The sequence below is a fragment of the Dyadobacter sp. CY323 genome, assembly GCF_021390245.1.
Taxonomy (GTDB): domain Bacteria; phylum Bacteroidota; class Bacteroidia; order Cytophagales; family Spirosomataceae; genus Dyadobacter.
On record NZ_JAJUXH010000022.1, the window covers coordinates 83720 to 107211 of the forward strand.

Below are 23492 nucleotides of genomic sequence, written 5' to 3' on the forward strand. Positions count from 1 at the left end.
CGAATAGATAATGAAAAAAATTGCTCAGATAGCATTCCTCCTTTTGGCAGCCCTGACCACGCTTAAAGCGCAGGAATCTCCAAAAGAAGAAGATTTTTATAAAATCATTACACCACCGATTCCCGAAGGAATTATCCTGGAAGTGGGTGGATTGACTACAATGCCAAATGGTTCTCTGGCGATTTCAACCCGTCGTGGTGAAGTCTGGATCGTGGATAACCCTACCAGCCGCACGCCTTTTTTCAGAAAATTTGCAACGGGTCTCCACGAGATACTCGGACTTGCTTATAAAGAAGGCGCATTATACTGCGCGCAGCGCGGTGAATTGACCAAACTCATCGACAAAAACGGCGACGGAAAAGCGGATGTTTACGAAACGGTATATGCGTGGCCATTGTCGGGACATTACCACGAATATTCATTTGGCCCGAAACTGGCGCCGGACGGAAGCTTTTTTGTGAGTGGTAACGTGGCATTTGGCGATGAAGAATGGTGGAGAGGCGAAAGCCGCGTACCAGGCCGTGGCTGGATTTTCCACATTACCAACGATGGCAAATACGAACCCTACGCAACCGGAGTCCGCTCCCCGGCGGGTATCAGTATGCTGAATGGCGAATTGTTTTATACCGACAACCAGGGTGACTGGATGGGTACCGGCGCGATTTTCCAGGTTAAAAAAGGTGGTTTTATGGGCCACCCGGCTGGTTTGAAATGGGCAGGATTACCCAACTCACCTGTAAAACTGACTGAAAAGCAATTTTTTGCAGAACGGGACAACCGTCAGACGAAAGATGATAAAGGTCGCGCCATTAAGCCTGAGAATACCCGGAACGAAGAGCCTCAGTTTTTGTATCAATTGAAACAAAAATATGACATGGTGCAACTGCCGGCGGTTTGGCTTCCGTATGGTGTTCACGGAGTGTCTACTTCCGAGCTGATCCTGGATGATACCAAAGGAAGTTTCGGGCCATTTACCGGGCAGGTATTTGTAGGTGACCAGGGACAAAGCAACATCATGCGCGTGGTTCTTGAAAAAGTAAAAGGTGAATATCAGGGAGCCAGCATTGGTTTCCGCAGCGGATTCCAGTCGGGTGTGCTGAGAATGGCATTCGACAAAGACGGTTCGATGTTCGTGGGTGAGACAAACCGCGGCTGGGGATCGGCAGGTGATGCCAATCAGGGATTGCAACGTCTGGTCTGGAATGGCAAAATACCTTTTGAAATGTATACGGTGAAAGCGCAGCCAGATGGATTTGAAATTGAGTTCACAATGCCGGTGGACCGCAAGTCGGCGGAAGATCTGGATTCTTATAAAGTGAGCAGCTACATCTACAAGCATTATCCGGTTTACGGCAGTCCGCAGATCAACCTGACAGACGTGAAAGTGACGGGTGTAAAAGTATCGGATGATAACAAAAAAGTGCGGATCGTACTGGACAAAATGCAGCAGTATTACGTCCACAAAATCCAGCTGGAAGGTGTCCGCGCGGCTACAAATAGCTGGTCACTGGTTCATACAGATGCATACTATACTCTGAACAATATTCCGGATGGTGAAAAGCTGAAAGTATCGGAACTTAAAACCGGACGGTCTGGAAACGCATCGGCATCCGTTTCTGCAACTCCTGAAAAAGAACACGTTTCTCCGGATGGAAAAGGCAAAGCCGCCGCAGGTAATGCAAAAGTACCGACCTGGGCAGAAGTGAAACCGATTCTGGAAAAAAATACCTGTCTTGCCTGCCATACTACCGACAAAAAAGTAGTCGGCCCATCCTATACCGATGTGGCAAAACGGAAATACTCGAACGAAAAGATTGTCGACCTGATCTACAATCCGAAACCTGAAAACTGGCCTGACTACGCTACCCCCATGCCGCCAATGCCGCAGGTTTCGAAAGCAGATGCTGCTAAAATTGCGGCGTGGATCAATTCACTTGCAAAATAACCAACCTGAGTTTTATCGTTTTAAGCATTGGGAAGACTGCCTGCGATCGGGCAGTCTTCTCTTTTTATGGAGGTAATACATTGATTTTTAATATTTATATTCACATCATAAATCAGATCGATGCGTGTGACTTGTACCTTTTGCAGTTTAAAATGCGTTAGTTGATATTGATTATCGCTCGTCAACTATGTCGACCCTACGTGACCAATCCTTTTTAAAGTCAGTCAAAGGCAAAGTCCTTCTCGGATTTTTTGTCGCTTTTACTGCTATCGGCGCTTCCTGGATTATTACGAATTATGCTTTCAATGGAATGCTCGAGAACCTTTCCAGTTTGTCAAATCCCGATGATAAACTGAGGCTGGTTAATAAAATCTTCAAAAATATCCTTCTGCTCGATCATTTACAGAATGCCCGTAAAGTCAAAGGAGAGGAGCATAACGAGCAGTTGTTTGAACAGTCCGCCGAGCTGATGGCAACCCTGGACTCATTAAAGATGCTCAGCCTCGAAGATCCGCATCAGATCATTCGGATCGATTCAATGAAAAAGATCATCCTTGCCCGGGAAAAAATCTATGGCAATTATGTGAAAGTCCGGACCAAGCTTGTAAATAATAAAGCACTGGAAGATGAAGTGAAGAGCATTTCAGGTTTGATCACAACCACGAAGAAAAAGCCGGACAGTACGGTTGTAAAAACAGAAAAAAGAACCACTACCACCACCGTATACACCGAAACACCCGATTCCATCCAGAAAGCCCGTGAGAAAAAAGGCTTCTTCAACCGGGTTTTTGGTAACTCAAAAAAAGCGAAAAAAGTAGTCCCCGCAGAACCTACCAAAGTGGTTCAAAAGCAGGAAGTCAATATTCAGGTGGATACAATTACCGTCGCCCAGGAGGACAGTGCCATTGAAAAAGTAGGCGAGGCAGTCCAGGCCATCGAAAAATCGCAGAAAATCCGGACAACGAGTTTTATAGACCGGGAACAGGAACTGGCTACGGCCGGAAACTCGCTGGTAAAACAGTTGCTGGATGTGATGCAGGAAGTGGAAGGCGAGGTTTTGAAGCAGTCGGACCAGGAAGGATTGCAAACCCAAAACATCGCAAACCAGAGCCGCGAATATCTCAAATACGTAATGCTCGGTGTTTCTATCCTGATCGCGTCCCTACTCTACCTGATTTTTACCGACATCGCAAAAAGCAACCAGTACCGCGCGGAACTGGAAGATGCGAAAGAGGAGGCCGAATATCATAGTATGGCAAAACAACGGTTTTTGTCCAATATGAGCCACGAGATCCGGACTCCGCTTCAATCCATTATAGGTTACACCGAAGCTTTAAAAAAAGACGAAAAACCGAAAAAGCAGGATCTCGAAACATTGCACTCGGCGTCGGAGCATTTGTTATACCTTGTGAATGAGGTACTTGATTACAGCCGCATCATCTCAGACCGGTTTACATTTGAGAACCGTGTTTTCGCAATGAACCCACTTTTAACCGAAGTCGTGCAGGTTCTGAGGCCGACGGCAGTTGCAAAAGGTCTTGTATTGAGATTGGAAAATTCATTACCCGCCAACCTCTACCTCAACGGCGATCCGTTCCGGTTGAGACAGATCCTCTACAACCTTCTCACCAATGCGATCAAATTTACTGAGAACGGCGAAGTAGTCTTGAAGGTACATGGTGTTGACTTTGGCAACGAAATTCAGCTGGAATACCACATCACAGATACGGGCATCGGACTTACGCCGGATCAGGTACAAAAAATATTCAATCAGTTTGAGCAGGCCGATTCTTCCATTTCCCGCCGTTATGGAGGCACCGGGCTGGGCCTCAGCATTGTAAAAGCGCTCGTGGAGGGCATGGGGGGCACTGTTAAGATCAAAAGTATTCCCGGACAAGGCACGACTTTTTCTGTCAGCAGCACTATGAAAAAGGCAGAAGCACTGGAACTGGCAGAAGAAACACCCGAAAGGAGTTACAACATTACCGGAAAGGTCTGGCTGGTAGATGATGACGCTTTTATACTTAAATGGTGTTCGTCCGTTCTGCAGATGAACGGTATCCCGCATACCTCGTTTTCTTCCGCGGAGGAAGTGTTGAGCAGACCGGGGGACAACCAGGTCCGGTTTGTGCTCACCGATATGCGCATGTCGGGAATGACCGGGGCCGAAATGGTGAAAAGGCTCCGCAAGAATGTACCCGATCACGTCAAGTTCTTTGTACTCACTGCGCAAGCTTTGCCTGAGGAGCGAAATAACCTGCTGAATATGGGATTTGACGGGTACCTGATGAAGCCGTTTCACTCGAAAGAGTTATTGGAACTGCTCGAATCGTCCTCGGTTCCTACAAAGTCCGTCTCCCCACCTGCACCGACGGCTGAAATCGATTTTACATCTTTAAATGAGATGACATTTGGTGATGAAAGCCTGATGCGGGAGATACTCGACCAGTTTGTAATGGACTCACGGAAAGATATAGACGCACTTCAAATTCACCTCGAAAATCGGGAGCTTCACATTGTACAGGAACTCATGCACCGCCTTGCCGGACGTATCGGGCAGATCGGTGCGAAAGAACTGTCGATCCGTTTTAGAAATTTTGAGATCGCTTTGCGGGACGACCCCTCACAGGTATCTGTTGCTGAAATGTGGGAGGTTGTGGAAAACGCGAAAATGACGATTGAGCAAGTTGAAGAGCGGGCACTTGCCTACTCGATATGATACTTTTCAATCTTGTAATAAAGCGTCTTGCGATCGATATTCAGCAGTTTTGCGGCTTTACTTTTATTATAGCGAACTTCTTGCAACACTTTTTCAATCATTTCCTTTTCGTGCGTTTCCTGCAATGCTTTCAGATCGGAACCGGCGGCGGGTTTGTGACTTCCTTCCATGGCGGTGATCATTTCTGCAGGCAATGCGCTCGAAGTTGCTACTTCTTCTTTGGAAAGTAGTACCAGCCTTTTTATTACATTATTCAATTCTCTGAGGTTACCCGGCCAGTCGTATTTCTGGAAGATATCCATTACCTCTTTGGAAAGTTCTTTTACATTCCTTCCCAGTTCTTCATTTGCTCTATCTACAAAATGCTGGATAAAAATGCCGATATCCTCCCCTCTTTTACGGAGCGCCGGGACTTCGATTTTAAACTCATTTAAACGGTGATAAAGATCCTCCCGGAAATCACCGCTGGCAGAAATGGTGATCAGATCTTCGTTGGTAGCGGCAATGAGCCTCACATTGACTTTAACAGGCTGCGTACTTCCAATTGGCACGATGATGCGTTCCTGCAATGCCCGCAGCAATTTGATCTGTACATCGTAGCCCAGGTTTCCTATTTCATCGAGAAAAAGCGTACCTCCGTCGGCAGCTTCAAACTGCCCGATTTTATCAGTTAATGCACCCGTAAAAGCACCTTTTTTGTGGCCAAATAATTCACTGGCCGCCAGGTCTTTTGATAACGAACCACAGTCTATCGCGACGAATGGCCCATTTGCACGCTTGCTGAGCTTATGAATGGACTTCGCGACATGCTCTTTTCCGGTACCACTTTCACCTTGGATGATCACCGACATATCGGTAGGTGCCACCAGCCTCACATATTCGTACAGTTGTTTTGAAATGCTACTTTTGCCCTCAATGTATTCGAGCGATTGCTTGTCCGCTTTTACATTGGATTTGGCTTTTGGGACAGACTTCACACTTGTCACTTCGCCTTTATTTAGCGCTTCGCGCAGTACCATCAACAGTTCCTCAGGATTAACAGGCTTTGTAATATAGTCGAATGCGCCGATCTGCATGGCGGTAACGGCCGTACGCACATCGTTAAAGCTTGTCATGATAAATGCAGCTGTGCGGTTTCCTTCGCTGCGTAACGTCTTAAGAAAATCGACTGAGTTCCCATCCGGCAACCGATAATCAAGCATCAATACTTCAAATGGATCTCCCGGATCACTTTCTTTTAATGCTTCCCTCGCTTCTTTCAGACTGGAACATACCTTTATCTGGTGACCATGCTTGCCTAGAAAGTTGCTAAGAAGCTTTGAGAATGTTGTGTCGTCTTCAACGAGGAGCAGGTGAGCCATAGGGTAATAATTTCAGAAAATAATACTTGCTAACGATCGGGGAATTGTAAAATTATAAAAACAAAAACCTAATCAACTTTCTTTCCATACTTATCGAGGTTCAAGGTTGCGGTTTCTTCGCCTTTCTTGATGTTGACCTCGTAATATTGAGAATTGTTGTCCCTCGTAACCAGGTATGCATTCGTAATTTTCCAATCGGCATATCCATCCCCGGCCAGGGCCGACTTAACTGCTTCCGGCAAATCTTCCGGCCTGACAGAAACTTTGGTTTGATCCGCTCCCAGGTCGAGCTGAGTCTTTTCTTTCATCGTGCCGGCTTCTACAGAAACTCCTGCCAGGAGCATCATCGCGGCGAGCATCAGATTTTTCATATTAATACTAAATTTTTCGATAAATATAAAGACTGCATTTAACAAATGATATTTCTACACGATTTACCGCCGGAATACCTCCGTCAAAAGCTCCGACAAACATCAGAATTTTAGTAAGATAAATACATAAAAATTGATAGGATATTGACTCAAATTAACAAAATTCAAAATTTTTTAGTTATTATATTTAACTGAACCTCATAATCCATTATATTTGAATCTGAAATAGTTTTACCGTTTTTTGTAGTAAAATAGCTACAAATCAAGAAATATAACCCTATACATTCATTTAATCCCAAAAGGATATTCCGCTCAACGTTGCTGATATCACTTATCGGTTAGTCTGAAAGCATTAAGAGTCTAGAAATAGACTCTTTTTGTTTTTTAAGCCCATCATACTGTCTTCAAATTTTACTGTAATTACAAATCGTCTGATCTAAAGCAAAAATAAGGTCGTAGGTCTTTTCAAATAATCTTTTCGACGAACGAGAAGAGACTCAGTAATCACCAATGCTATGATCAGATTGATGAAATCAAAAAACAACTCCGGTGAAAAGGAAGGTACGTCAGTAGTCAACAGACGCCTTTTTTTACGTTCCGCCGGACTGGCAACTTCACTAGGAACCATTGTTATCAGTGCAGCTTGTAGTGACGACGATCCGGATCCGATGATTCCGGGAACAGGCGATGCCGTTGATCTTGGATCAGGAGATATAGGCGTTTTGAACTATGCATACGCGCTCGAACAGCTGGAAGCTGCATTTTACACTCAGGTAATAGCCACCCCATACGCCGGCATGACAGATGCCGAAAAGACAATCCTGACCGATATCCGCGATCATGAAGTGATTCACCGCGAGTTTTTCAAAACTGCATTGGGCGATAAAGCAATTAAGGGACTTACTCCGAATTTCGCCGCCATTGACTTTACAAAAAGAGATGCGGTATTAGGTGCAGCCAAATTGTTCGAAGATACTGGCGTTGCTGCTTACAATGGCGCAGGAAAACTCATTAAAGATGACGGTTACCTTTTGCTGGCTGGAAAAATCGTTTCGGTTGAAGCTCGCCATGCCGCAGTTATCCGTGATTTGATCAAGCCAAAATCAGCTGACTTTGCTGGTGATGACATTCTTAACGGCGACGGTATGGACAAAGCGGTTGCCCCAGCCGACATTCTGGCTGCGGTGAAAGGATACGTAAAAGATACCATCACCGGAGCCAATGTAGGCAAATAATTTTCAACCTTATCTGATTAAGAACTAATGGATATTTTCAAAATAATAGATGATTTTCAAAGAATTGACGGCGATGCACTGGGGCGTCTGGAATATGCTTCCCGTCGTCATTTTATGAATCGGATTGGGTCGAAAGTAGCACAAGCTGCCGTTCCAACCCTTTTTGCTTCCATTGTTAATAAAGCATTTGCACAATCGGCCGGCGCCGTTGCCGTACTCAACTACGCGCTGACATTGGAATACCTGGAAGATGAGTTTTACAAGGCAGGTAATGCGGCTGCTAACCTCATTCCAGCTTCGGACAAGACCATTTTTACGCAGATCGGCAAGCATGAAACACAGCATGTTGCGTTTCTTGTGAAAGCATTGGGAACCAGCGCAATTGCGAAGCCAACATTTGACTTCAAGTATGGCGGCGCATTTGGTGATGTTTTTACCAATTATAAAACGTTCGTAACAGTATCAAGTGCACTGGAAGATACCGGTGTGCGTGCATATAAAGGTCAGGCTACCGCATTGAAGGCCGATCCCACGATCCTTGAATACGCATTACAAGTACATTCGGTAGAAGCCCGTCATGCGGCGGTAGTTCGCAGACTTGCAGCCACCGTTACCGGGAATGCGGCAATGAAAGGCTGGATCACCGGTAAGGAAGGGGCGGTGCCCGCGATCTATGCCGGCGAAGATAACATGACCCAAGGCGGAAAAGATCTGAAAGGCCTGGCTTCGAAATCGGATGCGGCCATTTCGGAAGCATTTGATGAACCGTTGTCAAAAGAAGCGGTACTCGCCATTGCGGGACCGTTTATAAAAGCATAAGTGTAAATTCTCCCTGTTGAACGCATACATACACTTTAATTAGTGAGTAAGGGTTCTAAAGTGTAACACACTATGTATAAAGCAGAGGTTGCCAAACGGCGGCCTCTTTTTTGTTTAAATCCGCCGGTAAGTTCAGACGAGGCGGTGGTTAACAAATATCGTTTGCTTAAATTTGAACGTTGTTGTATTTCATTCCAAAGCCCAACATGAACTCTGCGCTGAATAGAAGAGGTTTTCTGAAACAAACCGGCCTCACTGCTCTGGGTACCGCATTAGGTAGCCAGATTGTCTTTGCCCACAAGATACCCCCGGGCTATATCCCATTATTTCTGGACGAAAAAGATGCTTTGAAAGGCAAAAGCACGGAGATGATCGTGCAGGGTGACAAACCCTGGAATGTGGAGTCACCTGTCCATTTGCTAGACGACCGCATTACCCCGGTTGAAAAAATGTTCATCCGCAACAACGGGCTGATTCCCGAAAAGATTGACGTTGCCAACTGGACACTGACCATTGACGGAGAGTCCGTAAAAGCACCGAAAACATATACGCTGGCCGATATTAAGAAGCGTTTTAAGCAATACAGCTATCAGCTTGTTTTGGAATGCGGAGGCAACGGCCGGTCGGGGTTTCAGCCGCAGGCGTCGGGGAACCAGTGGGGACAGGGTGCGGTTCATTGTGCGACCTGGACGGGCGTTCGGTTGAAGGACATTCTGGCCGATGTTGGCTTAAAAAGTGACGCGGTTTACATTGGCTACCATGGTAAAGATCTCCATTTGAGCCGGGACCCAAAGAAAGAATCCATTTCACGTGGCGTGCCGATTGCAAAGGCCCTGGAAGATGAAACGCTTCTGGCCTGGCAGGTCAATGGAAAAGATATTCCGGAATTCCACGGCTATCCGTTGAGACTTGTCATCGGCGGCTGGCCTGCGTCTGTTTCCGGTAAATGGCTGAGTGGCATTTCTGTCAGGAACAAAGTGCATGACGGTGCCAAAATGGAAGGCCACAGTTATAAGATGCCCCGCAATCCAGTCGCGCCGGGAGAAGATGTGCCGCAGACTGATGAGTATTTTAAGATTATCGAGTCTATGCCGGTTAAATCGCTCATTACCTATCCAAAAAGCGGGGCGATGATCGGCCCGGAAACGGAGCTGGCTTTACGAGGTCACGCCTGGGCAGGTGACCATGCGATCAAGAAAGTGGAGGTTTCCATTGATTTCGGCGCTACATGGAAAGATTGCAAGCTGGAAGCTCCGGCAAACCGGCTGGCGTGGCAGCATTGGAATAGTAAAATAAAATTCCCGGTTAAAGGGTATTATGAAGTCTGGGTACGTGCGACCGACGACAAGGGAATATCTCAACCGATGATAGCACCGGCCTGGAATCCGGGAGGTTATCTGAATAACGCCTGTGAAAGAATCGCTGTCAAAGTAGGTTAGAATGAAAGAACTGATAAAAATAACGTCGATTCTGTTGGTCGCATTTGCATGGGTATCCAATGTATTTGTCGAAAAAGCATCTGTTTTTAAGCCTGGCGAGGCTGTGAAATCAGATACCTTGAAAAAAGACGCGGAAACCGGATTGATTGCCGATCCGAACTTTTATATGGTCAAAGCGCAATGCACGAGTTGCCATTCCTCGAAGCTCATTATACAGAACCGTTTTACCCGGGACGGATGGAAGCAAAAGATCCGGTGGATGCAGGCTAAGCATAACCTTTGGGATCTGGGCGAAACAGAAAAACAGGTACTCGATTACCTTGAAAAAAACTACAGCCCCACAGCATCCGTGGCCCGCAGAACTCCTCTAAAAAACATCCAATGGTACAAGCTGGATCAGAAATGATCGTCAGTTTGCCAAATCTCAACTCTTTATTATTTAATGCGCGTGCGTTTTCCCCGATTTACAATTGTTTTCTTTGCTGGGTTGATATCGTTTGTTTTAACCTCATCAACCCCATTATATCATCAAATACCAAAAAGCGATTTTTTACCCAACCCTGTAAAAGCAGAAGTAGTAGGCATTCAGGATGGAGATACGATCGAACTGAAATTTTTGTTCACAGGAAAAAAGGCGGGACACCGTACCGGCAAGCCATTGCGGATAAGATTACTCCATGTGAATTGCCCGGAACGCGGACGACCTTATTATAAAGTGGCCAAAAGCTTTACGAGTGATAAATGCTTTCGGAAAATCGTAAAAGTCACACATAAAGGTAATTTTGATAAATATGGCCGGTTACTTGGTGAAATCGTTTTGCCGGATGGAAAGATCCTTAATAAAGAGCTGGTAAAAAATGGCCTGGCTGTCCATTTCAAAAAATACTCGAGTGATGTTGAATATTCTAATCTGGAAATCCGTGCTAAAAAACAGAAAGTCGGTATCTGGAGCCAGCCAGGGACGTTTCTGGGAACACTTTAACATTTTGCAATGAGCTCAACCGCACTTTTTCAGATTTTATACCAAAATGAGACCTTGTTCCGTGTCGGAGAACCATCACTAACAAGGGAACCAACGGTTGCAAAAGAAGCGGTGGAAACCAGTAAAGTACAATCTCCAGCACCGAATATAGCCGCGCCGAAAACGGCAGCAGAAGTGATTGTTCCTCCAAAACCCATTATCGTTCCCGCTGAAAAAGCACCGGATTTTCCCGCATTAAAACACAAGGTCCTCATCCTTTTGGACGAGCCAAAAAACAAAGTAATGCCGGCTTCCGAAGCAACGTTTCTGGATAATATCCTCAAAGCAGTGGGACATTCTGCGGAAACTTCGGACATTTTGAATTTCAGTTATCTGCCCGGACAAGATGCGAGGGCGGTTCTCTCAGAGAAAAAAACCAACTTCTTTATCACATTCGGCGTTCCGCTCATTAAGCTGAACCTCGATCTGTTGCTTGCCCCATATACCCCCAAATTTGTGGATGGCATCTGGTTCCTTCTGGCCGAGCCCCTGGCGACTATTGAGGCAGATCGGAATCTTAAAAAACAACTCTGGCAAGCGTTACAGAAGATGTTCGAAATGTCCTAGTTCTGAACACCTTACCGTTTTTTACCAACCGGTCATCACAATAATGTGGACAGTTTCCCTGTTTTCATGGATACTTACAGGCAAACCCATGAAAATCTATGGCCAAACTCACTGAATATCTCGCCAACTGGTTCCGTCCGAAAGAAGCTGACGTCGACCAATATTATGATGATGAACCTGTTACAGTAAATACTTCACCCATTACCCAGGAAGAACCCGTTACTCCATTTCAGCCGTTCGCGTCTACTGAAAATCAGCAGATTTTGTCGGCTATGGCTGCGCCTCAAAAACAGGAAATCGCCCCGATCGAAGTTACTATTCCATATTGGCTGGATGACGAAGACACGCTTCGTGATGAAGGAGTTTTGTTTGGATTATCTGAATCGGATCCGAATGAAAAAACAGACATCATCCAAAAGTATTTTTCGAATCTGGCGGCGAGTCACATTGCTGTAGTTGAGGAGCAAAACGAGCGTATCCAGGAGCTGAACCTGTTTATTGGGCAGAAAAATAACCGCATTGAAGAATTGCAGGAAAAGCTCAAAGATCCGGCCGGAAGGTCTGACGGAGAACATCATTTACCTCGGACCCTCATCGGGATCAGCCTTTGCGTTGCGATGTGCGTTGGCAACTTTTTCCTGATACGCGAATCTTTGAAGCCCGTTTTTAATGATAATTCCTGGATTGCATTGGGTGTGTTTCTCGCTGGTATGTTCAGTTTGTTCGGCCGGATTTCCTTATTCCACGATGCCGACTCCCGCGTGACCTGGAAGTCACTTTTGGAAGAAGTAGGATTACCTTTTGCTACCGCATTATTCGTTTTCGCCAATGTAATGACCTACCAAACGTGGTGGCAGGCTTTTGCGCTGTTCATTTTCGTGTTCTTCCTGTTTTTGTTTGCGGGGAAATTGCTTCTAAGTAACATTACCGTACTCCGAAACGACCTGCAGGTTTGGCTGAATATCCGCCGCGACCGCCAGGATACATCCGATAATACCTACAACTGGGAGACGGAGTGCCAGACATTACAAGGTGAAATTGATGAATTAAGGGTCAAAAAATGGCAGGTTTTACGCGAACAAAGCAACGCGGAAATCGAGCGTGACAGGCTGTATGCCAAAAGAGATATGCTAATTAAACTATTCGAAAGTGAGTTTTATCTGGCCAGGAGAATGAAAAATGAGCTAACGACACGTCAATTGAACCTGATCCAGAAAGGGATTAAATAGGTTGCAGCACAATCCATTCAGAAGGTGTTGGCCTGGTTTTTTAAAAAATATACATCGATCAACCAAAAAAAGAGGTCATGAACGAGCAAAATCCAAATGAAAGCGGCGATTACCAACACGGTTACAGCAGAGGGATCGAGGGGATCGACCGCCAGGTTTATGAGTCCTATTTGTCCAGTGATGTGAACCATGACTGGATTTCAGAGAGACTCACCGACAAAAGAGACGAGCTTTCATCCGTAAAAAATAAATATCAGGAAGCAAGCGTGCAGCATAGAAGTGCATACGATAGGCTGCAAAATGAAGTAATGGGATTGAATAATGCCGCCAGGCAGATGAAAGACCATGAAAATGCAATCGCTGAAATAGATGCTCAAACAGTTGAGTTGAAAGAAAAAAGGGCTGATAAAGCTCCGTCTTATTCACTGGTAGCCGGTCTGATATTCCTTGCCGCCGGTATTTCTTTCATTGCAGGTGACCTGATCATTTCGCATGAGATCGTCGCCTACGCATTGAATATCCGCAATGTGAACGAGGCCTGGGCTTTTGCGATTGGTTTGGCAATGCTTTCGATCCTGTTGAAGCCGGCATATGACCGATTGGTAGAGGAACCCTATCATAAAAATGAGACTCCAAAAGCGAGATCGAGGTATGCGGGTTTTAAATTGGTACTTTCCATTTTCGCAATTGTTACCCTGATCATCCTCGGATGGTTCCGATATGAGGCATATCGGACTGACAAGCTAAAAGAAGCGATCAATAAATCCGTTAAAAACTTGCAATTGAATGCCGTCGATCCACTGACCGGCGCGCCGATCAACAGTCCGGAGCTGACCAAGAAGATTGAAGATGCATTACAAAACTCCGATCAGCTCAATCTCGACCTGGTTAACAGTCCATGGGCATTGCTTTCATTCGTTTTAAGTGGTGTTTTGTTCGCAATCGCAGGCGCCGTGTCGCTGGGTATGGCATTGCCGGTTTTACAGGGATTTTGGTACCGCTGGCTGCAAATCGATCCAAAGCTGGGTCGATTGAGAAGAAGACGTAAAAGAATTTTGAAAGAGATCGAGGCACTTCAACCGGAAGTAACACGTCACATGACGCAGAAAAGCATTCTGGAAAACGACATTTCTATCTTGCCGAGACTGGAGGAATTACGTGAGGAAGAAGCAAAGATCAAAGCTGAAATTGAAAGTCTGGAAAATGAGCGTAAGAATGCATTAACCGACAGCCGAATCAAGTCATTTGGTGATGGTTACGAGCATGGTAAGGTTAGCCGGGATGTAATGAGCGAGGAAGAATATGATTCGTGGAGGGACAGTCATCTAACGGTTTCGAATCTTGCGCTCCGTGCCAAATCCAACGCTTCTGCGGATCGGGCCGTACCTCGTACGAAGAGTTCGGGAATGCGTCCTCATCAGGCGATCCGAAAAGCAATTACGGACCGTTTTGACGAAAACAATTCATAGTTTCTTAAATTGGGGGGTTGTTAATCTGACTTATGATTGTAACCCCCCGATTAAAAATAGTACCCTGCGACGATACGCTTTTTGACGCGATCCGTATGGGAAACAATACACTAGCACGTGTAATGGGCGTAAACGTCCCCAAAAAGTGGACCGAATTCCGGGACACTTTTACTCCATCTTACCATCGTTGGAAAGCCCATCCTCCCTTGCGCGACTGGTGGGTTTATTTGATTATCTACGTTCCAGACAACATTCTGATCGGCTCGTGTGGCTACAAAGGTGAACCAGACTCCAATGGAATGGTAGAAATCGGCTATGAAATTGTGCCGTCTCACCGTGAAAAAGGACTTGGTTTCGAAACTGCGAAAGGATTAGTCGATCACGCATTTTCACATGCTGCTGTGCGAAAAGTCTTGGCCCACACCCTGGCAGAAGAAAATGCATCCGCCCGAATTTTGGAAAAAGTAGGTTTTGCGCAAACCGAAGATGTGCGCGATCCCGATGAGGGGCCACTCTGGCGCTGGGAAATTTCCCGGCATTAATTTTCGTTTTACTGATAGCAAGCGAGGATAAAGGGTATAAAACCGCCTGAAAATAATTGCACTGGTTTAATAAAATTTTATCTTAATTGACTACCTTGATTTTCTGAATAACGCCATTACGTACCCTAGACTCTTTAAATTATGGTCGAAATATCAAAGGATTCCTTCCCCTGGCTTAAAAACTATCCTGAGGGTATTCCCTACGAAATAAATCCGGATGCCTACACTTCCCTCATGGAAATGATGGAAATCACGTTTCGCGACAATGCGGAGAAACCTGCCTATACCAACATGGGCAAGGAGCTTACGTTTGGTAAACTGGATAAACTTTCGAGAGATTTCGCCGCCTATTTACAAAGTGTAGGCTTGCAGCAAGGTGATCGCATTGCCATTCAAATGCCTAATTTGTTGCAATATCCGGTAGTGATGATGGGCGCGATCCGGGCGGGGCTAACTATTGTGAATACAAATCCTTTGTATACATCGAGGGAAATGCAGCACCAGTTCAAAGACTCTGGCGCAAAGGCCATTGTGATCCTGGCCAACTTTGCATCCAATCTTCAAAAGATCATTGAAAACACCCATATTCAACACGTTGTTATCACCGAAATCGGAGACTTACTGGGTTTTCCTAAAAAACTGATTGTCAATACGGTTGTGAAATATATAAAGAAAATGGTGCCTGATTTTCAGTTGAAAAAATACACCAGTTTCTCTGATGCATTATCCATCGGTTCAGGACTAACGTATAAACGGCCTCACATTTCAGGACTTGACATCGCATTTATACAATATACAGGCGGAACTACCGGCGTTTCCAAAGGTGCAATGCTGAACCATCGGAACCTGATTGCCAATGTCGAGGGGATTAATGAATGGCTCATGTCGAAAATGCGCAATTCACAGACTTCGGGGCAACTTACACTGGTAGCGGCATTGCCTCTGTACCATGTTTTTGCGATGACTATCAATGGGTTGTGCGGAATAAAGTGGGGCGCACTGAATATCATGATTACCAATCCGAAAGACATTCCGGCATTTGTTAAAGAACTCAAAAAATTCAGGTTTAATATTTTTCCCGGCCTTAACACGCTTTTTAATGGGCTCCTCAATAACCCCGATTTTGCTTCCATTGATTTTACCGATCTTAAAATAACCATTGCCGGTGGCATGGCTTTGCAAAAAGTAGTTGCCGAGCGTTGGGAAAAAGTGACTGGCTGCGCATTGGTGGAAGGCTACGGACTTTCCGAAACCTCACCCGTACTTTCTGTAAATCCGCTGGATGGAAAACACAAGCCGGGTACCATCGGTTTGCCGTTTCCGAGTACTGAAATGCGCATTCTGAAAGATGACAATACCTGGGGATCCATCGGAGAAAGGGGTGAGATATGTGCGAAAGGCCCGCAGATCATGCTTGGATATTACAATCGCCCGGACGAAACCGTGAAAGTGATCCTGGAAGATGAAAATGGAAGGTGGTTCAAAACCGGGGATATTGGAATCGAAGATGAAGGCGGTTTTTTCAAAATCGTAGATCGCAAGAAAGACATGATCCTGGTTTCAGGGTTTAATGTTTATCCCAATGAAATCGAGGAAGTTGTATCTCAATGCCCCGGAGTTCTGGAAGTGGCGTGCGTGGGCGTGCCGGATGAGAAGTCAGGGGAAATGGTAAAGATTTATGTGGTTAAAAAAGACCCGGAACTGACCGAAGAAAAAGTGAAGGCTTACTGTAAAGAAAACCTCACCGGATACAAATGTCCCCGAAAAATTGAGTTCAGGACGGAGCTGCCCAAAACCAATGTCGGCAAGATTCTCAGACGTGCATTGCGGGAGGAAGAATTGGCAAAAGTTGGGGATTGACGGTCAACTGGAACGAGGTTTATGTATATTAGCCTGATAACTCAACCATTTTGAAAGGCAAATTATATGAATCTACACCGAAAAACACTCGTTCTGCTGCATGGCCACGGTGTCGACGATTCGATTTGGGATAACGTCGACGCCTCTCTGAATGAAGATTTTACAATTGTAAGACCTAATATTTCGCTCTTCACATTCTGCCAGTCCGTTGAGGATTACGCAGACGAACTGCACCGGTTTCTCACCAATGCGACCATTACAAAATTCACATTGATCGGGCATTCGATGGGAGGCTATGTTGCCCTGGCATTTGCCGAAAAATACCCGGATATGCTGGAAGGTTTCGGTTTGTTCCATTCCACAGCTTACGCCGACGACGATGCGAAAAGGCAGCAGCGCAGCCAGATGATCGAACTTTTAAAGAATCATGGAACCGAGTCATTTATAAAGAATACGGCTGGTAACATGTTCGGCGACCGGTTTAAAGAGCTTTTTCCTGAAAAAATAAAATCACACATTGCCAAGTTCGGCAAACTTCCGGCAGAAGCCCTGATCGCAGGTATTAATGCCATGCGCAACCGACCAGATCGAACTTCTGTTTTACAAAACCTCTCATTCCCGGTTTTGTTTATCATTGGAATGCAGGATAAGCTTATTCCTTTCGAAAGCATTATCAGCTTATCCGAATTCCCGAAACAAAGTTATCCATTCATACTAGCCGAAGCCGGGCATATGGGAATGGTAGAACGTCCCGATGCAACAGCCAGAATGATAAGCTGGTATATGAATAAAATTTAACAAGAAAAACGATCGCCTTGTAATCGAAAACAGATCAGCATTCGTTATGTATCGGATACTGACCTGTTTTATTGAAACTCATGCAAAAATTTACCCTTCCTGTTTCCATTAAGAAGCTTTCTTTCCTGCTCCTATGGAGCGTTCTACTGCTTAATTCCTGTAAGGATGATTCTCCGGTAAAGCCGGGAGAGGAGGAAAATAAGTACCTGGATGAAAGCAGCGTCATTACCGAGCTCACGCGGGAACAGGTTGCTCAGAAAGCCAGCGCACTCAATCCGCTCCTAGCGGCCTATGTGAAAAATGGCATCAAAGTTTATAAAATTACCTATAAGACGAAAAATACGGATGGCACGGACATTACAGCCTCAGGTGCATTGATCCTGCCGGTAACCGATCAGCCTGCGTCTCTGATCAGCATTCAGCATGGTACGATCCGGGACGATGCATCGGCACCGTCCAATTTTAACGATGGCAGCGAGGGGGCTTCTTTTGGTTCTTTATTCAGCTCAATGGGTTACATTATCGCCTACCCGGATTACATCGGGTACGGTGCCTCCAAGGATTTACCTCATCCGTACGAACACCGGGCGAGCCTGGCAAGTAGCTGCCTGGATATGCTGCGGGCAGCAAAAGAATTCCTGAAAGATCAGAATGCGGTTAAATGGGATGAGAAATTGTATGTCGCCGGGTATTCCGAGGGTGGTTATGCGACCATGTCCCTGCAAAAGAAAATCGAGGAAGAAGCTGCTTCAGAGTTTAACCTGAGAGCTTCAAGCTGCGGGGCCGGAGCTTATGATAAAACGGCTTTCATGAAATACATTATCAACACTCCGACGACAGGAGTAGCTTCTTACAACTCACTATATCTCTGGGTTTTACTTACGTATGACAGGATTTATAAGCTTAACAAGCCAACATCCTATTATTTCAAAGAGCCTTTTGCTACTCAGATCACGGCCTCCGGGATCAATGTAAGGATCAATCAAAGCTTTGATTCAATCCTGAATGATTCCTTCAAAAAAGCATTGAATGATGGTACCGACACCGGATTTGTGAATGCAATCGGTGACAATGATGTCTATAACTGGAAACCTAAAACACCGACCAGGCTTTTCCATGGGGATGAAGACAATCTGGTCTTTTATTTTAATTCCAAAAAAGCCTACGATACAATGAAAGCATTGGGCGCAAATGTGGAATTGACGACGATTCCAAAAGGTGATCACGGGAGCTCTATAACAACTTTTCTGATCGGCACACAAGCGTTTTTTACCTCTACAAAGTAACTAAAGGCTATATTTGCAATCTATCAATTGGATAGAGTAAATATGCATGATTAGCGATGTCCTCACTTCTCGATCTTGTCGGTAACACGCCGCTTGTTGAATTAAAAAAAATCAACCCCAATCCCAAAGTAACGCTTCTAGGAAAACTGGAAGGGAATAATCCAGGTGGCAGCGTCAAAGACCGTGCGGCTTATAACATGATCCAGGGTGCATTGGACCGCGGCGAAATCAAGCCGGGTATGAAGCTGATCGAGGCTACCAGTGGAAACACCGGAATTGCACTGGCGATGATCGCCCGCGTTTTCGACCTGGAAATCGAGCTCATAATGCCTCAGAATTCAACCAAAGAACGAGTCCTGACAATGGAAGCTTTCGGTGCAAAAGTGATTTTAACCGAAACCATGGAAGGCGCCCGTGACTTAGCCGATGAAAAAGCTATGGATGGTAAATACTTCATGCTGAACCAGTTTTCAAATTCAGACAACTGGAAAGCACATTATAAAACAACAGGTCCAGAGATTTTGCGCGATACGGATGGTAAGATTACGCATTTCGTTTCCTCAATGGGCACCACGGGTACCATCATGGGCGTATCCCGGTATTTGAAAGAACAGAATGATGATATTCAAATCATTGGCTGCCAACCAACCGACGGTTCCAGCATTCCGGGAATCCGTAAGTGGCCTGTGGAATATCTTCCCAAAATATTTGAAAGAGAACGCGTAGACAGAGTAATTGAAGTTACGCAGGAAGAGGCTATGCTGACTACCCGCAAACTGGCGAAGGAAGAAGCAATTTTTGCAGGAATGAGTAGTGGAGGAGCAGCCTGGGCGGCCATCAAGCTTGCTCAGGAATTAGAGGAAGGTGTCATTGTATTTATTATCTGCGACCGCGGTGACCGTTATTTGTCAAGCGATTTGTTTGGTTGACGGGGCAGCTTTCGGCAATCAGCGGTCGGCGGTCGGCTGTCAAAATCTAGCTGACAGCCGATCGCCGAAGTCCATTAAAACCATCCCGCTCCCAGATTCCTGAATGGCCAGGGAATCGCTACCAGAATGATAATCAGGGCCATGGCATAAAAGTACAGAACCGTACGATGTTTATCCGCGCCAGTCAATTTCTTTGACCGAATGCGGCCCAATGTAATGAGGACAATTGCGATGATCATCATAAAAACGTGTTCGATAGAATAAAACCTGAACACTTTTTCACCGAGCAGATCAAAATTAACTTTGGGGCTCAGGAAATAAAGAATCAATCCGATAAGCAACTGGGTATGTGTGGCGATAAATGCAAAAAGATAGATCTTGCTGTCTTCCTGCTTACCCTTTTGCCAGTTCGAATAAGCCGTAAAAATGGCAGCCAACAAAAGTGCAAGAACCACATAACGGAGGCCCGAGTGGGCACGTATAAGAGCATTCATGATAAAACCGGATTTTGGTGAATAAGTATGAGTGCAAATGTAACGCCCAACCGAACATCCCCCAAATCAACACAAATATGATTATCTACAACATTACGTACAGTATCAGCCACGAGGCAGAAAAGGAATGGCTGCGTTACATGAAAAACACGCATATTCCGGCAATACTTGAAACTACGCTTCCTCTGGAATGCAAGTTATTAAGGCTCCTGACTGAGATTGAAAATGAAGGCACAACCTACACGAATCAATATCTTTTCCGGACTATGGAGGATTTCCTGGCATATCAGACACATTTTCAGGCAGATTCCCAGCAACGTCATCATGAGCTTTTCAATGGTAAATATGTGTCTTTCAGGACACTTTTGGAAGAAGCCTGAGCGTAGAATTACGGCGTAAATTATTATGCGACAAATCTGTAAAAACAATTCGATTTACTTGACATTAGCTTAATATTTCCCTTTATTTAATTAACCGTTACCCCAATTTTGTAGCCTTTACGAGGCTTAAAAATGGATTTTTTTATAAGAATTCCATGAAAGCCTTTCCCGGGGCACAACTATTGAGGAACCGGATTGGAAATATGTTTTATCTTTAAACGATGTGCTTATGAGACTGCAGATGCAAGCAATTCATTTTGATGCCGATCCAAAACTGTTGACATTTATTCAGCAAAAGTTAGATAAACTAGATACATTTTATGATCGGATTACCAGTGGGGAAGTATTCCTTAAGCTAGATAAAAGTGAGAGTGCAAAACTTCACACGAAATGCCTTGAAATTAAGCTTTATGTTCCGGGCGGAAGTATGTTTGTGAGAGAGCAGGGGACGACTTTTGAAGAAGCAACTGATTTAGCGATTGACGCTTTGAAAATGCAGGTTAAAAAATTTAAAAATAAGCGTAATAATGCCAGGGCACCGAAAGTTGTTGATGGTGAGGCCGAAGGCGTTATAGTTCTGGCAGAAGAAACCGAAGAATAAAAAATATATAAAGTCAATACAGGAAGTCGTCCAAACGGACGGCTTTCTTTGTTTAACCCCCCAATCATGATGCATGTAGAACCTGTTGTTGATTCAACCTTTGAGTACCCGTTTAAAATTACGCAGGAAGAAGTCCAGCGTTTCGCCGACCTGACCGGTGATAACAATCCGATCCACCTCGACGCAGAATATGCGGCCACTACCTCATTTAAAAGACCTATTATTCACGGAATGCTGGGCGCCACTGTTTTCACGAAAGTATTAGGCACTCAGTTTCCCGGTTTCGGTTCTATTTATGTGAAACAGACACTGGAGTTTTTGAGGCCGATGTTTGTGGAAACGGATTACAAGGGAGTTTTCAGGATCATCTCGATCAATGCAGAAAAGCATGTGGCCGAGATATCGACCGAGATAGTCGATGTGACTACCAATAAGGTGATTACCAAAGGCGTAGCCACGATGATCAATAAGGAAAAGTTCTAAAAAGAACGAGGCCGGATTAGTAAATCCGGCCTCAAAATCGTTCGTGTGCTTTTTAAACTATTCGCTTGCGTTCTTCTGGTTTTGAACCTCTGCGCGAATATCCTGAGCCAACGTTTTCAGGTCTTGCATACCTTTACGAACACGCGTACCAGCAGCCTGATTACCTTTAGCATAAAACTTATCAAAATCTCCTTCCAGTGAAAGGATCAGATCTTTTACTTCATCAAATCTTGCCATGTTTTCTTATGTTTTTTAGTTTAAAAAGTGCCTCACACGCGCTAAAAACGCATGTTTTGACCGAAATTTAGTAATTAAAAGTATTTCCGCAACCCAAAAAACAAAAAAAAACACTTCTAAAATACAATTATTCGGAACCTGATATTTAATTACCTATTGTTCAGCAGGTTACGTTAAATAAATTTTACTGCCGATAATAACAAAAAAGAGGACTTTTATCTAAAAAGCCCTCTCAAAGCATAAAATGCATATTTTTCGTTACTCCGTCACTTCTACATCTTCAATTTGGTAAACCCGGTTCTTCAGTTTTTCGGCGAGTGTAGTAAATGCATTTAGCGTGTACTCTACATCATCCAGCGTGTGCGCGGCAGTTGGGATAATCCGCAACATGATCTGACCTTTTGGAACAACCGGATAAACGACGATCGAACAAAAGACTCCCATATTCTCGCGAAGGTCGCGCACCATGCGGGTAACTTCGGGGACACCACCTTCACTATGCAGGAAAACCGGTGTTACGGGCGACTCGGTCTCACCGATGTTGAACCCACGGTTGCGTAAGCCATCCTGCATTGCCTTCACATTTTCCCAAAGCTTAGAACGCAATTCTGGCATTCGTTTGATCATGTCAAGTCGCTTGCGGCAACCTTCCACGTATGGCATCGGAAGCGCTTTCGCATAAGTTTGCGAACGCATGTTGTATTTTAAGAACATGATGATATCCGGATCATCAGACGCAATAAATGCTCCGATAGCCGCCATTGACTTCGCGAACGTAGAAAAATAAAGGTCCACTTCTTTTTGTACTCCCAGCAACTCACCGACTCCCGCTCCCGTTTCGCCCATCGTTCCAAAACCATGAGCATCATCTACCATCAATCGAAAATCGTATTTCTTTTTGAGCTCTACAATCGCCCGTAGGTCGCCTACTTTACCAGACATCCCAAAAACGCCCTCCGTGATCACCAGTACACCTCCGCCTTTTTCATTGGCAAGCTTTGTGGCGCGGACAAGATTTTTTTCCAGGCTAACCATGTCATTATGGTTAAACTTATAATATTCTCCAAGCTTTGCTTTATGAAGACGAATTCCGTCAATAATACAAGCATGTGACTCAGCGTCATATACAATCACATCCCGGTGGTCACATAGGCATTCGATTGCCGACATGATACCCTGGTACCCATAATTCAGGAGAAATGCATCTTTTTTACCGACAAATTCCGCAAGTTCCTGCTCGAATATTTCGTGGAGTGTCGAGTTGCCTGACATCATTCTCGCTCCCATCGGATAAGCAAGTCCCCATTTGGCAGCTGCCTCCGCATCTGTCTCTCTCACTTCCGGATGATTTGCCAGACCCAGATAATTGTTCAGGCTCCAGTTCAGTACCTCACGTCCCATAAACCTCATGCGCGGGCCCAATTCTCCTTCCAACATCGGAAATGAAAAATAATGATGGCTATTCAGCATTTTAGCCGGAGTACCGATTGGACCTGAGTTATTACGCAACTTCTCGAAAATATCCACTCTCTTCTGTTTTATGTGGGTAACAATGATTGTAAATGTTAGATAAATGCAAAATTAAAAAAAATAGCGTACTTTAAATATACTTCTGCATTCAGCCCATCCGTGTAAATTAGTAAATTAATACTAAGTACCCCTTTTCTCCCGTAGTAATTTTGGGCAAATCCAATCTGTAACCCACGA

Annotated in this window: 23 protein-coding genes; 18 read left to right on the forward strand and 5 right to left on the reverse strand. The window is 44.9% G+C overall.

Going from position 1 to position 23492, the window contains the following annotated elements; genetic code table 11:
* Window positions 1–10 precede the first annotated feature (10 nt).
* Both LZG72_RS24510 and LZG72_RS24515 read left to right on the forward strand, forming a co-directional pair.
* The gene (locus LZG72_RS24510) at window positions 11–1945 is read left to right on the forward strand and encodes a c-type cytochrome (RefSeq protein WP_233877777.1); all 1935 of its coding nucleotides are present in this window, start codon (window positions 11–13) and stop codon (window positions 1943–1945) included.
* Window positions 1946–2132: 187 nt separating this feature from the next.
* A complete protein-coding gene (locus LZG72_RS24515; RefSeq protein WP_233877778.1) occupies window positions 2133–4664 on the forward strand; it encodes a hybrid sensor histidine kinase/response regulator in 2532 nt (843 codons plus the stop codon).
* Here LZG72_RS24515 and LZG72_RS24520 read toward each other — a convergent pair.
* Window positions 4652–6025: a sigma-54 dependent transcriptional regulator gene (locus tag LZG72_RS24520; RefSeq protein ID WP_233877779.1), complete on the reverse strand. Its 1374-nt coding sequence runs from the start codon at window positions 6023–6025 to the stop codon at window positions 4652–4654. The genes LZG72_RS24515 and LZG72_RS24520 overlap by 13 nt on opposite strands.
* Before the next feature lie 68 nt (window positions 6026–6093).
* Window positions 6094–6396, reverse strand: a complete 303-nt coding sequence (locus tag LZG72_RS24525; protein ID WP_233877780.1) for a hypothetical protein — start codon at window positions 6394–6396, stop codon at window positions 6094–6096.
* Window positions 6397–6911: 515 nt separating this feature from the next.
* Between LZG72_RS24525 and LZG72_RS24530 the strand changes: the two genes are divergently transcribed.
* The 13 genes from LZG72_RS24530 to cysM all read left to right on the forward strand — a co-directional run bounded on the left by LZG72_RS24530 (window position 6912) and on the right by cysM (window position 19590).
* The gene (locus tag LZG72_RS24530) at window positions 6912–7631 is read left to right on the forward strand and encodes a ferritin-like domain-containing protein (RefSeq protein ID WP_233877781.1); all 720 of its coding nucleotides are present in this window, start codon (window positions 6912–6914) and stop codon (window positions 7629–7631) included.
* 27 nt (window positions 7632–7658) lie between these two features.
* Entirely contained in the window at window positions 7659–8450 is a 792-nt protein-coding gene (locus LZG72_RS24535) for a ferritin-like domain-containing protein (protein WP_233877782.1), read from the forward strand.
* A 206-nt stretch (window positions 8451–8656) separates the two neighbouring features.
* The gene (locus tag LZG72_RS24540; protein WP_233877783.1) at window positions 8657–9889 is read left to right on the forward strand and encodes a sulfite oxidase; all 1233 of its coding nucleotides are present in this window, start codon (window positions 8657–8659) and stop codon (window positions 9887–9889) included.
* A 1-nt stretch (window position 9890) separates the two neighbouring features.
* Window positions 9891–10295, forward strand: a complete 405-nt coding sequence (locus LZG72_RS24545; protein ID WP_233877784.1) for a hypothetical protein — start codon at window positions 9891–9893, stop codon at window positions 10293–10295.
* A gap of 36 nt (window positions 10296–10331) precedes the next feature.
* Window positions 10332–10871: a thermonuclease family protein gene (locus LZG72_RS24550; RefSeq protein WP_233877785.1), complete on the forward strand. Its 540-nt coding sequence runs from the start codon at window positions 10332–10334 to the stop codon at window positions 10869–10871.
* A 9-nt stretch (window positions 10872–10880) separates the two neighbouring features.
* The gene (locus LZG72_RS24555; protein WP_233877786.1) at window positions 10881–11477 is read left to right on the forward strand and encodes a hypothetical protein; all 597 of its coding nucleotides are present in this window, start codon (window positions 10881–10883) and stop codon (window positions 11475–11477) included.
* Between the two features lie 98 nt (window positions 11478–11575).
* A complete protein-coding gene (locus LZG72_RS24560) occupies window positions 11576–12706 on the forward strand; it encodes a hypothetical protein (protein ID WP_233877787.1) in 1131 nt (376 codons plus the stop codon).
* Between the two features lie 77 nt (window positions 12707–12783).
* A complete protein-coding gene (locus tag LZG72_RS24565) occupies window positions 12784–14175 on the forward strand; it encodes a hypothetical protein (protein ID WP_233877788.1) in 1392 nt (463 codons plus the stop codon).
* Window positions 14176–14207: 32 nt separating this feature from the next.
* Window positions 14208–14717 carry a GNAT family N-acetyltransferase gene (locus LZG72_RS24570; RefSeq protein WP_233877789.1) on the forward strand — a complete coding sequence of 170 codons (510 nt, stop codon included), beginning with the start codon at window positions 14208–14210 and terminating at the stop codon, window positions 14715–14717.
* 141 nt (window positions 14718–14858) lie between these two features.
* The gene (locus LZG72_RS24575) at window positions 14859–16577 is read left to right on the forward strand and encodes an AMP-binding protein (RefSeq protein ID WP_233877790.1); all 1719 of its coding nucleotides are present in this window, start codon (window positions 14859–14861) and stop codon (window positions 16575–16577) included.
* A 66-nt stretch (window positions 16578–16643) separates the two neighbouring features.
* Entirely contained in the window at window positions 16644–17375 is a 732-nt protein-coding gene (locus LZG72_RS24580; protein ID WP_233877791.1) for an alpha/beta fold hydrolase, read from the forward strand.
* 80 nt (window positions 17376–17455) lie between these two features.
* Window positions 17456–18661 carry a S9 family peptidase gene (locus LZG72_RS24585; RefSeq protein WP_233877792.1) on the forward strand — a complete coding sequence of 402 codons (1206 nt, stop codon included), beginning with the start codon at window positions 17456–17458 and terminating at the stop codon, window positions 18659–18661.
* A 56-nt stretch (window positions 18662–18717) separates the two neighbouring features.
* Complete coding sequence (gene cysM, locus LZG72_RS24590) at window positions 18718–19590, forward strand: cysteine synthase CysM (RefSeq protein ID WP_233877793.1); 873 nt, start codon at window positions 18718–18720, stop codon at window positions 19588–19590.
* A 74-nt stretch (window positions 19591–19664) separates the two neighbouring features.
* On the opposite strand, the gene LZG72_RS24595 is transcribed toward cysM, so the two are convergent.
* Window positions 19665–20084 carry a cytochrome B gene (locus LZG72_RS24595; protein WP_233877794.1) on the reverse strand — a complete coding sequence of 140 codons (420 nt, stop codon included), beginning with the start codon at window positions 20082–20084 and terminating at the stop codon, window positions 19665–19667.
* A 77-nt stretch (window positions 20085–20161) separates the two neighbouring features.
* Between LZG72_RS24595 and LZG72_RS24600 the strand changes: the two genes are divergently transcribed.
* From LZG72_RS24600 to LZG72_RS24610, 3 genes are all read left to right on the forward strand, one after another.
* Entirely contained in the window at window positions 20162–20464 is a 303-nt protein-coding gene (locus tag LZG72_RS24600) for a DUF4286 family protein (protein WP_233877795.1), read from the forward strand.
* A 229-nt stretch (window positions 20465–20693) separates the two neighbouring features.
* On the forward strand, window positions 20694–21065 hold the full coding sequence (locus LZG72_RS24605; protein ID WP_233877796.1) for an HPF/RaiA family ribosome-associated protein: 372 nt from the start codon (window positions 20694–20696) through the stop codon (window positions 21063–21065).
* 69 nt (window positions 21066–21134) lie between these two features.
* Window positions 21135–21548 (forward strand): MaoC family dehydratase, encoded by a 414-nt coding sequence (locus tag LZG72_RS24610; protein ID WP_233877808.1) that lies wholly within the window; start codon window positions 21135–21137, stop codon window positions 21546–21548.
* A gap of 57 nt (window positions 21549–21605) precedes the next feature.
* Here LZG72_RS24610 and LZG72_RS24615 read toward each other — a convergent pair whose 3' ends face one another.
* Both LZG72_RS24615 and LZG72_RS24620 read right to left on the reverse strand, forming a co-directional pair.
* Complete coding sequence (locus LZG72_RS24615) at window positions 21606–21785, reverse strand: histone H1 (RefSeq protein ID WP_233877797.1); 180 nt, start codon at window positions 21783–21785, stop codon at window positions 21606–21608.
* A 258-nt stretch (window positions 21786–22043) separates the two neighbouring features.
* Window positions 22044–23312: a pyridoxal phosphate-dependent aminotransferase family protein gene (locus tag LZG72_RS24620; protein ID WP_233877798.1), complete on the reverse strand. Its 1269-nt coding sequence runs from the start codon at window positions 23310–23312 to the stop codon at window positions 22044–22046.
* Window positions 23313–23492: the final 180 nt, after the last annotated feature.

Coding starts and splice junctions, on each gene's coding strand:
- LZG72_RS24510 (WP_233877777.1), top strand. CDS start 11: ATGAAAAAAATTGCTCAGATAGCATTCCTCCTTTTGGCAGCCCTGACC.
- LZG72_RS24515 (WP_233877778.1), top strand. CDS start 2,133: ATGTCGACCCTACGTGACCAATCCTTTTTAAAGTCAGTCAAAGGCAAA.
- LZG72_RS24520 (WP_233877779.1), bottom strand. CDS start 6,025: ATGGCTCACCTGCTCCTCGTTGAAGACGACACAACATTCTCAAAGCTT.
- LZG72_RS24585 (WP_233877792.1), top strand. CDS start 17,456: ATGCAAAAATTTACCCTTCCTGTTTCCATTAAGAAGCTTTCTTTCCTG.
- LZG72_RS24545 (WP_233877784.1), top strand. CDS start 9,891: ATGAAAGAACTGATAAAAATAACGTCGATTCTGTTGGTCGCATTTGCA.
- LZG72_RS24610 (WP_233877808.1), top strand. CDS start 21,135: ATGCATGTAGAACCTGTTGTTGATTCAACCTTTGAGTACCCGTTTAAA.
- LZG72_RS24550 (WP_233877785.1), top strand. CDS start 10,332: ATGCGCGTGCGTTTTCCCCGATTTACAATTGTTTTCTTTGCTGGGTTG.
- LZG72_RS24600 (WP_233877795.1), top strand. CDS start 20,162: ATGATTATCTACAACATTACGTACAGTATCAGCCACGAGGCAGAAAAG.
- LZG72_RS24560 (WP_233877787.1), top strand. CDS start 11,576: ATGGCCAAACTCACTGAATATCTCGCCAACTGGTTCCGTCCGAAAGAA.
- LZG72_RS24615 (WP_233877797.1), bottom strand. CDS start 21,785: ATGGCAAGATTTGATGAAGTAAAAGATCTGATCCTTTCACTGGAAGGA.
- LZG72_RS24525 (WP_233877780.1), bottom strand. CDS start 6,396: ATGAAAAATCTGATGCTCGCCGCGATGATGCTCCTGGCAGGAGTTTCT.
- LZG72_RS24570 (WP_233877789.1), top strand. CDS start 14,208: ATGATTGTAACCCCCCGATTAAAAATAGTACCCTGCGACGATACGCTT.
- LZG72_RS24530 (WP_233877781.1), top strand. CDS start 6,912: ATGATCAGATTGATGAAATCAAAAAACAACTCCGGTGAAAAGGAAGGT.
- LZG72_RS24575 (WP_233877790.1), top strand. CDS start 14,859: ATGGTCGAAATATCAAAGGATTCCTTCCCCTGGCTTAAAAACTATCCT.
- LZG72_RS24555 (WP_233877786.1), top strand. CDS start 10,881: ATGAGCTCAACCGCACTTTTTCAGATTTTATACCAAAATGAGACCTTG.
- cysM (WP_233877793.1), top strand. CDS start 18,718: ATGTCCTCACTTCTCGATCTTGTCGGTAACACGCCGCTTGTTGAATTA.
- LZG72_RS24565 (WP_233877788.1), top strand. CDS start 12,784: ATGAACGAGCAAAATCCAAATGAAAGCGGCGATTACCAACACGGTTAC.
- LZG72_RS24580 (WP_233877791.1), top strand. CDS start 16,644: ATGAATCTACACCGAAAAACACTCGTTCTGCTGCATGGCCACGGTGTC.
- LZG72_RS24595 (WP_233877794.1), bottom strand. CDS start 20,084: ATGAATGCTCTTATACGTGCCCACTCGGGCCTCCGTTATGTGGTTCTT.
- LZG72_RS24540 (WP_233877783.1), top strand. CDS start 8,657: ATGAACTCTGCGCTGAATAGAAGAGGTTTTCTGAAACAAACCGGCCTC.
- LZG72_RS24535 (WP_233877782.1), top strand. CDS start 7,659: ATGGATATTTTCAAAATAATAGATGATTTTCAAAGAATTGACGGCGAT.
- LZG72_RS24605 (WP_233877796.1), top strand. CDS start 20,694: ATGAGACTGCAGATGCAAGCAATTCATTTTGATGCCGATCCAAAACTG.